The organism is Elizabethkingia miricola (assembly GCF_001675285.1).
In the GTDB taxonomy this organism is placed as follows: Bacteria; Bacteroidota; Bacteroidia; order Flavobacteriales; family Weeksellaceae; genus Elizabethkingia; species Elizabethkingia miricola.
Genome location: NZ_LSGQ01000028.1, coordinates 173,069 through 185,286 on the forward strand (window position 1 = coordinate 173,069; position 12,218 = coordinate 185,286).

At 34.2% G+C, this 12,218-nt stretch carries 13 protein-coding genes; 4 read left to right on the top strand and 9 right to left on the bottom strand.

Annotation, left to right across the window (positions count from 1 at the left end; all coding sequences use genetic code 11):
* Window positions 1–4: 4 nt before the first annotated feature.
* Both ATE49_RS13480 and rsmA read right to left on the bottom strand, forming a co-directional pair.
* Window positions 5–1,297, bottom strand: coding sequence for an MFS transporter (locus ATE49_RS13480; protein WP_065082615.1), 1,293 nt, complete (start codon window positions 1,295–1,297; stop codon window positions 5–7).
* 144 nt (window positions 1,298–1,441) lie between these two features.
* On the bottom strand, window positions 1,442–2,209 hold the full coding sequence (gene rsmA / locus ATE49_RS13485; protein WP_065082616.1) for a 16S rRNA (adenine(1518)-N(6)/adenine(1519)-N(6))-dimethyltransferase RsmA: 768 nt from the start codon (window positions 2,207–2,209) through the stop codon (window positions 1,442–1,444).
* 92 nt (window positions 2,210–2,301) lie between these two features.
* Here rsmA and ATE49_RS13490 point away from each other — a divergent pair, with 92 nt between their 5' ends.
* From ATE49_RS13490 to truB, 4 genes are all read left to right on the top strand, one after another.
* A complete protein-coding gene (locus ATE49_RS13490) occupies window positions 2,302–3,201 on the top strand; it encodes a cell division protein FtsX (protein ID WP_065082617.1) in 900 nt (299 codons plus the stop codon).
* Window positions 3,202–3,203: 2 nt separating this feature from the next.
* Window positions 3,204–3,491, top strand: coding sequence for a DUF3098 domain-containing protein (locus ATE49_RS13495; RefSeq protein ID WP_059154016.1), 288 nt, complete (start codon window positions 3,204–3,206; stop codon window positions 3,489–3,491).
* Window positions 3,491–4,309, top strand: coding sequence for an undecaprenyl-diphosphate phosphatase (locus ATE49_RS13500; protein WP_065082618.1), 819 nt, complete (start codon window positions 3,491–3,493; stop codon window positions 4,307–4,309). Before ATE49_RS13495 ends, ATE49_RS13500 begins: the two co-directional genes overlap by 1 nt.
* Window positions 4,310–4,382: 73 nt before the next feature.
* Window positions 4,383–5,090 (top strand): tRNA pseudouridine(55) synthase TruB, encoded by a 708-nt coding sequence (truB, locus tag ATE49_RS13505; RefSeq protein ID WP_065082656.1) that lies wholly within the window; start codon window positions 4,383–4,385, stop codon window positions 5,088–5,090.
* A 99-nt stretch (window positions 5,091–5,189) separates the two neighbouring features.
* Here truB and ATE49_RS13510 read toward each other — a convergent pair whose 3' ends face one another.
* From ATE49_RS13510 to ATE49_RS13540, 7 genes are all read right to left on the bottom strand, one after another.
* Window positions 5,190–6,098, bottom strand: coding sequence for a helix-turn-helix domain-containing protein (locus tag ATE49_RS13510; protein WP_059344663.1), 909 nt, complete (start codon window positions 6,096–6,098; stop codon window positions 5,190–5,192).
* A 96-nt stretch (window positions 6,099–6,194) separates the two neighbouring features.
* Window positions 6,195–7,013, bottom strand: coding sequence for an SDR family oxidoreductase (locus ATE49_RS13515; RefSeq protein WP_065082619.1), 819 nt, complete (start codon window positions 7,011–7,013; stop codon window positions 6,195–6,197).
* Window positions 7,014–7,127: 114 nt separating this feature from the next.
* Complete coding sequence (locus ATE49_RS13520; RefSeq protein WP_065082620.1) at window positions 7,128–7,913, bottom strand: nucleoside phosphorylase; 786 nt, start codon at window positions 7,911–7,913, stop codon at window positions 7,128–7,130.
* Window positions 7,914–7,941: 28 nt separating this feature from the next.
* Window positions 7,942–9,984 carry a M48 family metallopeptidase gene (locus tag ATE49_RS13525; RefSeq protein ID WP_065082621.1) on the bottom strand — a complete coding sequence of 681 codons (2,043 nt, stop codon included), beginning with the start codon at window positions 9,982–9,984 and terminating at the stop codon, window positions 7,942–7,944.
* A 212-nt stretch (window positions 9,985–10,196) separates the two neighbouring features.
* Window positions 10,197–11,168, bottom strand: a complete 972-nt coding sequence (locus ATE49_RS13530) for a bifunctional helix-turn-helix transcriptional regulator/GNAT family N-acetyltransferase (RefSeq protein WP_065082622.1) — start codon at window positions 11,166–11,168, stop codon at window positions 10,197–10,199.
* Between the two features lie 234 nt (window positions 11,169–11,402).
* On the bottom strand, window positions 11,403–11,843 hold the full coding sequence (locus ATE49_RS13535; protein WP_034866989.1) for an HD domain-containing protein: 441 nt from the start codon (window positions 11,841–11,843) through the stop codon (window positions 11,403–11,405).
* Window positions 11,844–11,904: 61 nt separating this feature from the next.
* Window positions 11,905–12,198 (bottom strand): hypothetical protein, encoded by a 294-nt coding sequence (locus ATE49_RS13540; RefSeq protein WP_059344947.1) that lies wholly within the window; start codon window positions 12,196–12,198, stop codon window positions 11,905–11,907.
* Window positions 12,199–12,218 lie beyond the last annotated feature (20 nt).

The window sequence follows — 12,218 nt, forward strand, 5'->3', positions numbered from 1 at the left end:
TATTTTAATTTGTTATATTTTTAGAAGTTTCATCATAAGTAAAAGGCACAAAATAAGTAATCAATAGTGCCGGTATTGTAGCAATCAGTACAAAAATAAAGAAATGTTTATATCCAACCATATCACTGATATAACCACTCAGCATTCCTGGCAGCATCACTCCGAGATTCATAATCCCTGTACCAAAAGCATAATTAGCCATTTTATATTTTTCCGGAGCAATTTGCTGCATCATAAACAGCATAATGCCCACAAATCCGAACCCATAACCAAAATATTCAACTACAATTCCCAATGTAATCAGGTAAACATTTTCAGGCTGCCAGCAGGCTAAAAACACATAAACAACATAGGGAAAATTGAATACGCAGCATAGGGTAAATAAAGACTTTTTAAGCCCTCTTTTAGATACGTACAGACCAGAGATAAGAGATCCTGCAATAAATGCTATAGCTCCGGCAGTTCCATATACAAGGCCTATTTCTTCTGTAGAAAGTCCTAATCCGCCTTCATTACGATTTGCCTTTAGAAAAAGCGGTACAATTTTAACGGCAAATCCTTCTGCAAAGCGGTACAGAATAATAAAACAGATATAGTAGAATATATGCTTCTTTGTAAAAAAGTTTTTAAAGATAAAAAGGAGTTCCTTAAAACGGTCTTTCAGTGTAACATCTGTAAATTCACGAACCTTTCCGGATGGAAGCTGTCTTATATTGAACAGACCAATAAGCAGCATAATTCCGCCATAAATAAGCATAATAACAGTCCATCCCGGAGTTACTCCCATTGTTTTTTCCAGAATACCGGCTAAGTAAATAATAAGTCCACTGGTAAAAACTTTTGCCACATTGTAGGCAGCACCCTGCCAACCAATATAACGGGATTGTTTCGCAGAATCCAGTGTGTCCATATAAAGTCCGTCACCTGCAATATCGTGTGTAGCTCCGCTGAAAGCCATTAATGAAAATATAGCTATAGAATAAGCAAAATAATGGGGTAGCGATAAAGAAATACAGACCAAACCAAAACAAACAGCTGTAAATATTTCTGTAAAGACGACAAAATACTTTTTGGTTTTAAACATTTCCAATACAGGGCTCCAGAGTGGCTTTATCGTCCAGGGAAGCATAATAAGAGAAGTCCAGAAAGCAATGCTTTTATCAGGGATTCCCATACTCTTGTACATTATAGACGATGCTACCGAAATAGCAACAAAGGGCAACCCCATAGCGAAATATAAACTTGTTATCCAAAAAGCAGGATTACTACGTTTCTCCTTATTTATCATTACATCCATTAAAGAATTAACAAAGATTAAAGATAAAAGTTTTATTTCAATTATTAACCTATGCCTGCAATAAAAAACTCTGGTAAATCCAAAATTTCACCAGAGTTCTATTTTATTAAATGATAAATACAGATAGAATACCTGCTTCAAAAATTACTTATTCTCTTTCCAGAGTTTTGTGATATAAATGAAATCCTGTACACTAAGTTCTTCAGCACGTTTACTCATGAATTCATGATCTGCCAGAGCTTCCGGGATTCCCAAAACTTTCCATGAATTACGAAGTGTCTTTCGGCGCTGATTGAATCCTGCTTTTACGATCTGTTTAAACAATACTTCATTTCCTTCCAGTCCTTCTTTAGGATTTCTGACAAGACTAATAACTCCTGATTTTACCTTTGGTGGGGGATTAAAGACGTTTTCATGCACTGTGAAAAGATATTTCACATCATAATATGCCTGAACCATTACCGACAATATTCCGTAATCTTTTGTTCTGGGTACAGCTGCAGTACGTTCTGCAACTTCTTTCTGAAACATACCTGTCATTTCCGGAATACGTTCGTAATTGTCAATAATCTTAAATAAAATCTGAGAAGAGATATTGTATGGGAAATTACCGATCACAGCAACCTGCCCTTCAAATTGCTGCGGAATATCAAGCTTTAAAAAATCATTCAGGATATGATTTTCAAGTTTTGGATAATGAAGCTTTAGGTAGGCTACCGATTCCTGATCAATTTCGGCAACAAAAGTTTCCTGTTCCTTATCTAGTAAATATTTGGTCAGTACTCCCATACCCGGACCAACTTCCAGAACGGCATCGTATCCGTCTCCGGATAAACCATTTGCAATTTTGGATGCGATGTTTTCATCGGTTAAAAAATGTTGTCCAAGGTGTTTTTTAGCGGTTACTTTCAATTGAGTTTTAGGATTTAATTAACATTCATTTTTCCTTTGTCAGGTGCAAATTTCGGAAGTTTTTTTCTATTTTAGCAGAAAATTAATCTTGAATGGCAAAAAGTGTAGACGATTTTAATAAGAAAAGACTCAGATCCAGCAATATAACTGTTGTAATTAGTATTGCGCTGGTTTTATTTTTAATTGGTCTTTTTGGTTTAATCTTAATTAATGCCCAGAAATACTCTGACTATATTAAAGAGCAATTGGTAGTAAATGCTTATTTCGACGAACATCTGGATGTTAAAGACAGTGCTAAAATTGCAAAATTAAATCAGGAAACTTTTGAAGCTGTTCAGAAGTTGCCATTTGTAAAGAAAGCTACATTTATCACTCAGGATCAGGCAGCAAAAGAGGCTAAAAAAAGTTTAGGGATCGACAGTGATGCTCTTTTTGAAGAGAATATTTTCCCTGCATCTGTAGAAGTTGCTTTAAAGCCTGAATTTGTAGATCCTGCTAAGATTAATGGCGTTGTTAAGCAATTATCTCAGGTACAAGGCATTAAAGAGGTTAAGAACGACAGCAGTCTTACAATTGATGTTTACAATAACCTGAACAGAATCTTAACATGGATTCTTGCATTCTCTATTATTTTCTTAATTGTTGCAATTGTACTTATTAATAACTCTATCCGTCTGAAAATATTCTCTAAGAGATTTACCATTAAAACCATGCAGCTGGTAGGTGCGCAACGTCGCTTTATCCTGATGCCTTTTATTAAGGAAGCTATTATCCTTGGCCTTATAGGAGCGGTAATTGGTTTAACTGTTCTTTTCGCAGGATGGTATTATTTCACTACTGAGATTGGATCTGTATTTATTACCGATCAGACCAAATTCGTTTATCTTGTTATCTTAGTTTTGGGAGTAGGAGTATTAATTACTGTTTTAAGTACTATTTTTGCAACCTGGAGATTCCTAAGAAGTAGAATCGACACTTTATATTATTCTTAAGAATGAGCAAAAAAAATCAAAATATCGTATCAACTGATTCAACACAGGAGAACACTTTTTACTTTGGTAAGAAAAATTTCAAATTTATGCTTATCGGGTTGGCTTGTATTATTGTAGGTTTCTTTTTGATGATGGGACCAGATGCTAATACAACACCTGATGGTAAATACGATCCTAATTACTGGAATGAGGGGATCAATTCGATTCGCAGAATCAGAATTGCACCATTCCTTGTTATTGCAGGTTTTGTTATTGAAATTTATGCCATCTTAATTCGTAAAAAAGACTAATGGATACTATTCAGGCGATTATTTTAGCTATTGTAGAAGGACTTACCGAATTTTTACCGATTTCATCTACAGCACACATGGGGTTTGCAGCAAACCTTATGGGAATGGAGGAAACGGAATTCCTTAAAATGTTTCAGGTTTCAATTCAATTCGGTGCTATTTTAGCAGTTGTTGTAGCTTACTGGAAAAAGTTTTTTGACTTCAAAAATCTTAATTTTTATATTAAACTAGCCATTGCCGTTATTCCGGCACTAATATTAGGTAAGTTATTCGATGATAAAATTGAAGCTGTTTTGGGCAATCAAATAGCTATATCTACAGTATTGGTATTAGGCGGGGTCGTATTGCTTTTTGTAGATAACTGGTTCAAAAATCCTACAGTATTGGATGAGAAAGAAGTAACTATAAAAAAGGCATTAACTATTGGCTTTTGGCAGTGTCTGGCAATGATGCCGGGAACCAGCCGTAGTGCAGCTTCTATTATTGGAGGTATGACACAGGGGCTTTCCAGAAAAGCTGCTGCTGAGTTTTCTTTTTTCTTAGCTGTACCAACAATGCTTGCTGTAACGGTTTACTCTATTTTTGTAAAAACATGGGGAGAAGGAACTGCACAGGCAACTAAAGGATACGAAATGCTGCTTAGCTCACATGATAATCTTATTCTTTTCCTTATAGGAAATGTTATCGCTTTCGTTACAGCACTTATTGCTATCAAATCTTTTATAGCATTACTGAATAAATATGGATTCAGATTCTGGGGTATTTACCGTATCGTAATCGGTTTAGCTTTACTGATCTATTTTTACTCCGTAAAATAATTACTATTTTTGCAAACATCATATTAAAAGGAAAATGTCAATTTTCCTTTTATTTTTTATATTATACCAACAAATGAAATTTACAGCAGAAGACATACAGGCAGGACAGATATTATTAGTAGACAAACCATTGGACTGGACGTCCTTTAATGCTGTAAATAAAATAAAATGGAAGCTAAGGCGTGAGTTTAATCTTAAGAAAGTAAAAGTAGGACATGCCGGAACTCTTGACCCAAGAGCGACAGGGCTATTGGTTATATGTACCGGAAAAGCGACAAAACAAATTCCACAAATTCAGGATGCTTCTAAAGAGTATTGGGCTGAAATAAAGATTGGTGTACAAACGGAATCTTACGATACCGAGAAGCCGGAAATTCTGCCTCAAGATATTTCGGAAATCAATGAAACAAATATTCATGATGCTTTGAAAAAGTTCCTTGGCGAAATCGATCAGAAACCGCCTATTTTTTCAGCTTTAAAAGTTGATGGTAAAAGAGCCTATGATCTTGCCCGTGCAGGTCAGGAAGTAGATATAAAAGTCAGAAAAACCACTATTCATTATATAGACAGAGTAGAGATCAATCTGCCTTACGTTTCTTTCTATGTCGGATGTTCCAAAGGAACTTATATCCGTTCTCTGGCACACGATATAGGGCAGGAGCTTGGTGTTGGTGCATATTTAACACAGCTTCGCAGAACTAAAATAGGTGAACATACTATAGAAAATGCTACTGCTGATTATTTAGAAAACGAATACAGATTCGGGGATACAGAGGAATAAAAATTTCCTTGTGTCTTTTATAAACGAAAACACCTCATTGACTTTAATCATCTATGAGGTGTTTGTTTTTATACCAAAATTATTAAGTTGTGCAGAATACTAATTCATGCTTCTGTATTCCAGTGGTGTCATTCCTGTTTTAGCTTTAAAAAGTCGTGAGAAATACTGTGGATACTCAAAGCCAAGAGCAAATGAAAGTTCACCAACCGATTGATCTGAATTCAGTAACATATTTTTAGCTTCTTCAATCAGATAGTAATGAATATGATCCTGAGCATTCATACCGGTTTCTCTTTTTAAAAGATCACTGAGGTAATTTGCTGATAAATGTACTTTTTCTGCTAAGTATTTAACTGTAGGCAATCCTTTTTTATTCAGATCTGCTGACTGAAAATATTCTGTTAAAATATCCTCTGTTTTTGACAGAATATCACTGTTTGCAGCTTTCCGCGTAATAAACTGCCTGTCATAATACCTGGTGCAATAATTCAGTAATAATTCGATATTGGATACAATAAGCTTTTGGCTGTGTCTGTCTATATTTTCAGACAGTTCCATATCTATCTTTTGTACAATATCATAAAGCGTTTGCTTTTCTTTATCCGATAAATGAAGCGCTTCATTAGTCTCATATGAAAAAAAAGTGTATTCTTTTATCGCTTTACCTAATGATGTACCCCGGATTAAATCAGGATGAAAAAACAGACCCCAACCTAACTTATCATCCCTTTGTTCCACCTCAGTATCCATTATCATCATTTGCTTTGGAGCAAGACACATTAAGCTTCCTTCCTGAAAATCATAAATTTTTCTGCCATAACGAATTTTATTACAACTGTAATTTTTAAACATTACAACATAAAAATCGCTGGTAATACGTGTTCCTTCGTCAATTTTATCTTCTACTTTACTGAAGTCAATAACTGCGACCAGCGGATGCTTAATCTTGGAGCCAATAAAATAATCAAAGGCTTCGGATATACTATTTATATGCAGGATAGGTTTCATATTCTCCCGTATTTTATTTCAACCAATACAGCAAAGATAGAAAGTTATTGCTTTGGCAATAACTTCCTAAATACTAAAATATTGTGATTAATTCTGTTAGATTAGTCCAAATTGTGTTTTAATACCATTAATAAATGTATTGTCATCAAGCTGCTTTCTGTTCTCTACAAGCATTCTGGCATCTTCACCGGCTGTATATCTGATTTGATTTTTTCCGTCAGTAGCTGCTTCATAAATTACATCTGCCACCAATCCTGCAGGAGAAGCATTTGCGCTCATTACCGGCAGAGCAGACATTAAGCTTTCTACTAAAGGCTGATATTCTAAAAGAGTTTCATCATTACTGAAGTCAAAAGAACGGCCTCCGAAATCTGTGGCAATCATACCAGGTTCTACAATTTTCACTTTACCTCCAAATTGTTCTACTTCATAATTAAGAGCTTCAGAAATTCCTTCGACAGCGAATTTTGTTCCGTGATAAAGCGCTCCTAGAGGAAATGTCATCTTACCACCAATAGAAGATACATTGATAATAATTCCGCTTTTATTTTGTCTAAAATGGGGTAGTACAGCTTTAGTAACATCTAAAAGACCAATGACATTAGTATTAAACTGACGTACAATTTTCTCACGTGAAAAAGACTCTAACGGCCCGTATGCACCATAACCTGCATTATTCAGCAACACATCTATCTTTCCAAATTTTTGTTGACCTTCAGCTACTGTACTTTCAATAGATTGCAAATCCAGCACATCTAATCTGCTTACCAATACATTCTGTAACTGTGTAAGCTCAGTTTCATTTTCTGGGTTACGCATTGTAGCAATAACATTCCAGCCTTTAACATGAAATAATTTAGCTGTCTCTTTTCCTATACCACTACTAGCACCTGTGATTAATATTGTCTTGTTCATTTTTATTGTTTTAAAATTACAATACAAATGTCAGCAGAATACAAGCGCTTCAATTAATACAAAAAAAGGTTAGTTGTATACAAATTCTCTTTTTTCGCTGAAAATTATTTTGGTTTATAAAAAAGTCTTGGTTCTTCCCCTAAGTGTGTCTACAGCAACAACAAAGGTTTGTATGATTGATTGCTGTGTATTGTCAGAATAGAGATGCTCATCCCATTCTTCTAATGCAACAATATCACTGATAACAAACAAAGCCCCGATAGAAACTTTTCTAAACTGAGCAACAGCAAACATAGATGCAGCCTCCATTTCAACAGTATCTATACCCAGCCCACTATAATATTTAATTTCGTCGATTGTTTCACGATACATGGAATCGATAGTCCATGTACTGCCATTTTCATAAGGAATGTTCATGTTATCTAATGATACTCGTATAGCATTCGTCATTTTATCGGATGCGTAAGCATACATTTCTTCCGGGAGATAGTGATAAGAAACACCTTCATCACGAACTGCTTTTTGACAGAGAATAACAGTACCTGCAGGATTATTTCTTTGTAATCCTCCTGCGTGTCCAATCATAATATAATTTTCTATTCCCTGTGCAATAAGTATTTCAAATAAATGAGTGCTTGCCGGACCTCCTATACCAAAATTCCCAACAATTGCTATACCATCATATTCATCTTGGAGTATTATAATTTCAGCTGTCCAGAATCGCCCTGAACTAACTTTATAATTAGACTTCACATACTCCATAATATATTCTTCATAACAGAAAATAACAGCTTTCGGAGTTTTATTATCCGGGAAAACATCTCTGTCTGCTTCGAAATGATCTTTGGGGGTTAAGATAACCTTCTGAGAAAAATTCTTTGGGAAATTTGGTATTGCCATATTTGATTAAATATTATATGATGAAAAGCTAAGCTTCAATTTCTCCCTGCAAATCCAGTAAATATTTTTTAATTTTAAAATAGCCATCATATAAGCTATTGTAATAAGCATCTATTGCAGTATTTAGTTGGGTAATGTGATCCGACTGATAGGTATTAAACTCAAAATAAGTCTGGTTATTGTCATTAAATTTAGTTAATGCTTCCAGGTCTTTATCCTCCAAATGTTTACTAAATACTGATTCTTCTTTCAGCTTTCGTATTTCTTCTTTGAAAGTTTTCTGAACTTCCAATAATTTTGAACAATGCACTTTAATAACATCCATTTCCAATGTCTGCGACATAAAATGTATAAATGGCAGAAACTCATTAAGACTCTTTATATATTGCTCAAACTGTTGTTCGGCTGACAGCAAATCTTTATAGGAATGAATATACTGGTCCTGTCTATTTTCATTGCTGGCTTTGTTATAGAAATGCTGATAAACAGACTGATCGTTTTCTTTAATAGAATCACTAATTTCTTTAAGTCTGCCTTCAAGGCGCGGAATAAAGTTTTTAGCCTCTTTTCTTTCATACTTTTGTCCGTCATAGTCGAAGAGTTTAACTTTAATACTTTTATCAACTATTGATTTCAGGGTATTGATATCTTTCTCTAAAGCTATTTTCTCATATACTAAAGCGACTTTCTTATCACTATACAATTCTTCAACTGGAGTATTGTTTTCAGCAGTATCATCAATATTAATATCTATTGGATTGTGATTGGTATAATAGCCGTTAAATATTTTGGGGAAGCTGTAATTCTGATGCTCTTTGCGAAAGAGTTCCAAAAAGCCTTCAGCATTGATTTTCTCAGCTTTTTTATCCATTCCGTTAATGCTGTATAATTTATTTGTAAGAGCTTCAGCATAACTGTCAAAGTTATTTAACAATGTTTTCGCCAGATCATTATTAGTATTTACAGAAGGAATATTCTCTTTCTCAATAGCCTGCACACGATCTTTTATAGAGGGGTGCGACGACCATTTATCTTCTATTTCCAACTTAGACAGATTGTACTTTTCAGATTCCTCTAATGTGACCAATGGAAGCTGATTAACAACTTTATGGCTGTATTCCTCGGCATAAAAGTCCATTAATAATGTTTGGTCTGCATACAGATTATCAGTATAATAGGTCTTATTGTGAGCATAAAAGAAGTTGAGCGGTTTTGAGAAAGCCATTTCTGAAAGACTGAGTCTAAGTAATGACTCTGCTGAAACCCTGGATCCAACAACATGGGCTGCAATAGCATCCGCATTGAATTCCATCTGGCGGCTTAACGATAAATGCTTGGAAAATAACAGGTCAAATAATCTGGCTAATATCCATTGTATACCACGGATAAAATAAACAGCTATCATCACAAATAAGTAGAAAATAGCATGAACCCCGGCAAACCCACTTATATTCTTGAAAAATTTCTCGTTGTTATAGAGCATATCATATAACATTTTCTGTGCCTGATTGGTATAGCTTCCAACTTTCATACTCCTTTGAGAGAAATGACCGAATTCATGAGCCAGAATAGATTTCAGTTCGCTTACTGTTGTTGAATTTATAAGTCCCAGACCTATTGTAAGATTTTTCTTTACAGGCAAAAACATACTCCAGAAACTGGAGTCATAACTTACAAAAGCATTAACATCTGTGGTAAGGAAGACATGCTTAGGTGCCGGTGCTCCAACTTGTTGGTAGGTTTCTTCTATCAGTTGAAATAGTGCAGGTTCTTTTTCCTTTGTAATTCTAATCTTCTCATAATTGTCTTTAGAGACAGAGAATAAAAACTTGATTAGAAACACAAAAACAATTCCCCCCATACCAATCATTGCCCCTGCAATAAGAATAGTCCAGAATCCAATTTTAAAACTCTTCAGAAATGAAATAGCTAAAGAGATGACAGCTAATAAAATAGCCAGAGACACCAGAATCAGGATAAAATAAACGGTAAAAAAGAGAATAATGGAAAATACTGATTTCCGGACTTCTTTTTTATAAGTGTCTGAAATCTGTGGTAAAGACTGCATCATACTTTTAACTTTGCTGTTAAGATAATAATAATTTCAAGAAAAATAAAAAGTAACTACCTCAAAAGTAGATCATTGGACAGCAATATACTCTATGTCAATATATTATTCAAACATTGTTGATATATTTTTAAAATTAGCCATAAAAAACTGCATCAATATGTTGATGCAGTTTTTTATATGGTAAAGTTATAAAAGGGTAGAGGTATTACATTTTAGTCCTGACTTTCAGGAAGATTTACCAAATCAAGCGCCATCTGAATATTAGCACGCTCATAAGGACTTGGACGCCCAACAATTCTCTTGAAGCCTAATTTTTCATATAAAGTGATGGCGGGTTTCAGGATTGTGTTGCTCTCAAGATAAAGATTTTTAGCTCCGGCATTTCTTGCCGCATTTATGATAGCTTTCCCGAGTAATAAGCCAATATGTTTTCCCTGTGCTTTTGGAGATACGGCCATTTTTGCCATTTCATAATCATACTCATCATCAAACATTTTAATAAGAGCACAAACACCAACAGGCTCACCTTTGTATAATGCAACAAATATTTGCCCACCCTTATCCAAAATATATTCCTCAGGATTATCTAAAGCCTTATAATCTGCTTCTTCCATTATAAAATAATTGGAAATCCATTCTTCATTCAGCGCTCTAAAAACTGTTTTATACTTCTTCTCATAAGGAATAACCTGTACATCTTTAGCTTCTCTGGCTTTTTTTTGATCCAGAACTCTTTGCAGCAAAGTTCTTTTTTCTAATAGGTATTCCCATTCTTTCACTGCTTCCCAAAGATTATAATTGGCCTCATTAATCATATTCTCTACAGCTGCATCTATATCTGTATACTGATCCTGAAGCTGAGAGGAAAGAGATTTGCCTTTATTTGTAAGCCCTACTAAGTTTCTGCGCTTGTCTTCAGTTTTCAAATTTTCACACAAACCCGCCTTTATCATTTCTTTAATTGTCTTAGTTGCAGAAGGTTGGGAGTGGCCTATATATTCAGCAATTTCTGTAATAGTCAGAGGACCTTCTTCAACCAGTGTATAAAAGGCTGGCAGCCACTTTGCCGAAAAGTCATTTTTATAGATTTCATAGATTTTATCTGCATCATCAGCCATTCTTGCAGTTAAAAGACGTAGTCTGCTCCCTAAAGCCATCTTTCCTGTTTTCTCAAATATTTTCATTTCATTAAAGTATTAAAATAACTAATTATATAACTAGTTATGCAAATGTAAAAAATATTCAAATACCAAAAAATATATTTATTAAAAAATTGTTCTAAATAGAGGATAGCTAAGAAAGAAAAGATCTTTACAAAATAAATTCATTTTTGAGTTTATAAATAACAAAAGAGACCAGTTAATGGCCTCTTTTATGTTTGTTCAATATATTATTGATCAAATAATGATCAATAAATATTAATATTTATCCGTTAAATACCGATAATACTTAATGTACTTATTGAATCTTTTCAGATCTCTCTCTGTAAGCAGCCTTGGCATTCTTTTCAGATCCATATTATCCGTCAGATCATTAATTTTGACGGCTATTGCAAGGGGGCTTGTTTCTATACGTTGAATCAAAATGTCATAATCTTCTTCATCATCAGTCTTGGTAATGCATCTTACAGCCTCAACAATATGAGGGGGAAAACCTTCATATGCTAAGTCTGCCAATGTAAAATCCGAATCTTCAATAACATCGTGAAGAGCTCCTACAATTTTTTCATCCAGTGTTTTACCCAGATTAGAAACTCTTAAAACATGATCGATATATGGAGCATCGTACTTGTCTTTTTGCCCTTTATGTGCTTTTACAGCAATTTTAATAGCACGATGCAACTGTTCCTCTTTTGTCATAAATTATTTAGAAAGTAGAGGGCAAATGTAATAAATCGGCTTTTTTTTTGAAAATGAATTTTTATTTATTTTCTTTTTTTTCAGGCTGAGGCAATAATCGTGTTTGTGGTGTAGGGGTAAATTTATAAGCTGGCTTTTCTTCTTTTTTCAGAATATGATATTTATTCTGTTCTTTAGGCTTAGAGTTCAGAATTTTATATTTGCTGGCAGATGCAGAGTCCACATTCTTATAAAAGCTTTTTGATTCCTTTGTCGTAGATGTTTTATTTTTTGAAAGAAGAGAATCGTTCTTTTTTGTTTGTGAAAATACTAAACCTGTTAATAAGACAGCAGCTGTAATAAAAAACTTTTTCATAACTTTTGTTTTAGCCAAAA

What these genes read in the sequence shown, in the direction of transcription:
- ATE49_RS13480 (WP_065082615.1), bottom strand. Translation starts at nt 1,297, where the DNA reads ATGGATGTAATGATAAATAAGGAGAAACGTAGTAATCCTGCTTTTTGG.
- ATE49_RS13490 (WP_065082617.1), top strand. Translation starts at nt 2,302, where the DNA reads ATGGCAAAAAGTGTAGACGATTTTAATAAGAAAAGACTCAGATCCAGC.
- ATE49_RS13495 (WP_059154016.1), top strand. Translation starts at nt 3,204, where the DNA reads ATGAGCAAAAAAAATCAAAATATCGTATCAACTGATTCAACACAGGAG.
- ATE49_RS13500 (WP_065082618.1), top strand. Translation starts at nt 3,491, where the DNA reads ATGGATACTATTCAGGCGATTATTTTAGCTATTGTAGAAGGACTTACC.
- truB (WP_065082656.1), top strand. Translation starts at nt 4,383, where the DNA reads ATGAAATTTACAGCAGAAGACATACAGGCAGGACAGATATTATTAGTA.
- ATE49_RS13510 (WP_059344663.1), bottom strand. Translation starts at nt 6,098, where the DNA reads ATGAAACCTATCCTGCATATAAATAGTATATCCGAAGCCTTTGATTAT.
- ATE49_RS13515 (WP_065082619.1), bottom strand. Translation starts at nt 7,013, where the DNA reads ATGAACAAGACAATATTAATCACAGGTGCTAGTAGTGGTATAGGAAAA.
- ATE49_RS13520 (WP_065082620.1), bottom strand. Translation starts at nt 7,913, where the DNA reads ATGGCAATACCAAATTTCCCAAAGAATTTTTCTCAGAAGGTTATCTTA.
- ATE49_RS13525 (WP_065082621.1), bottom strand. Translation starts at nt 9,984, where the DNA reads ATGATGCAGTCTTTACCACAGATTTCAGACACTTATAAAAAAGAAGTC.
- ATE49_RS13530 (WP_065082622.1), bottom strand. Translation starts at nt 11,168, where the DNA reads ATGAAAATATTTGAGAAAACAGGAAAGATGGCTTTAGGGAGCAGACTA.
- ATE49_RS13535 (WP_034866989.1), bottom strand. Translation starts at nt 11,843, where the DNA reads ATGACAAAAGAGGAACAGTTGCATCGTGCTATTAAAATTGCTGTAAAA.
- ATE49_RS13540 (WP_059344947.1), bottom strand. Translation starts at nt 12,198, where the DNA reads ATGAAAAAGTTTTTTATTACAGCTGCTGTCTTATTAACAGGTTTAGTA.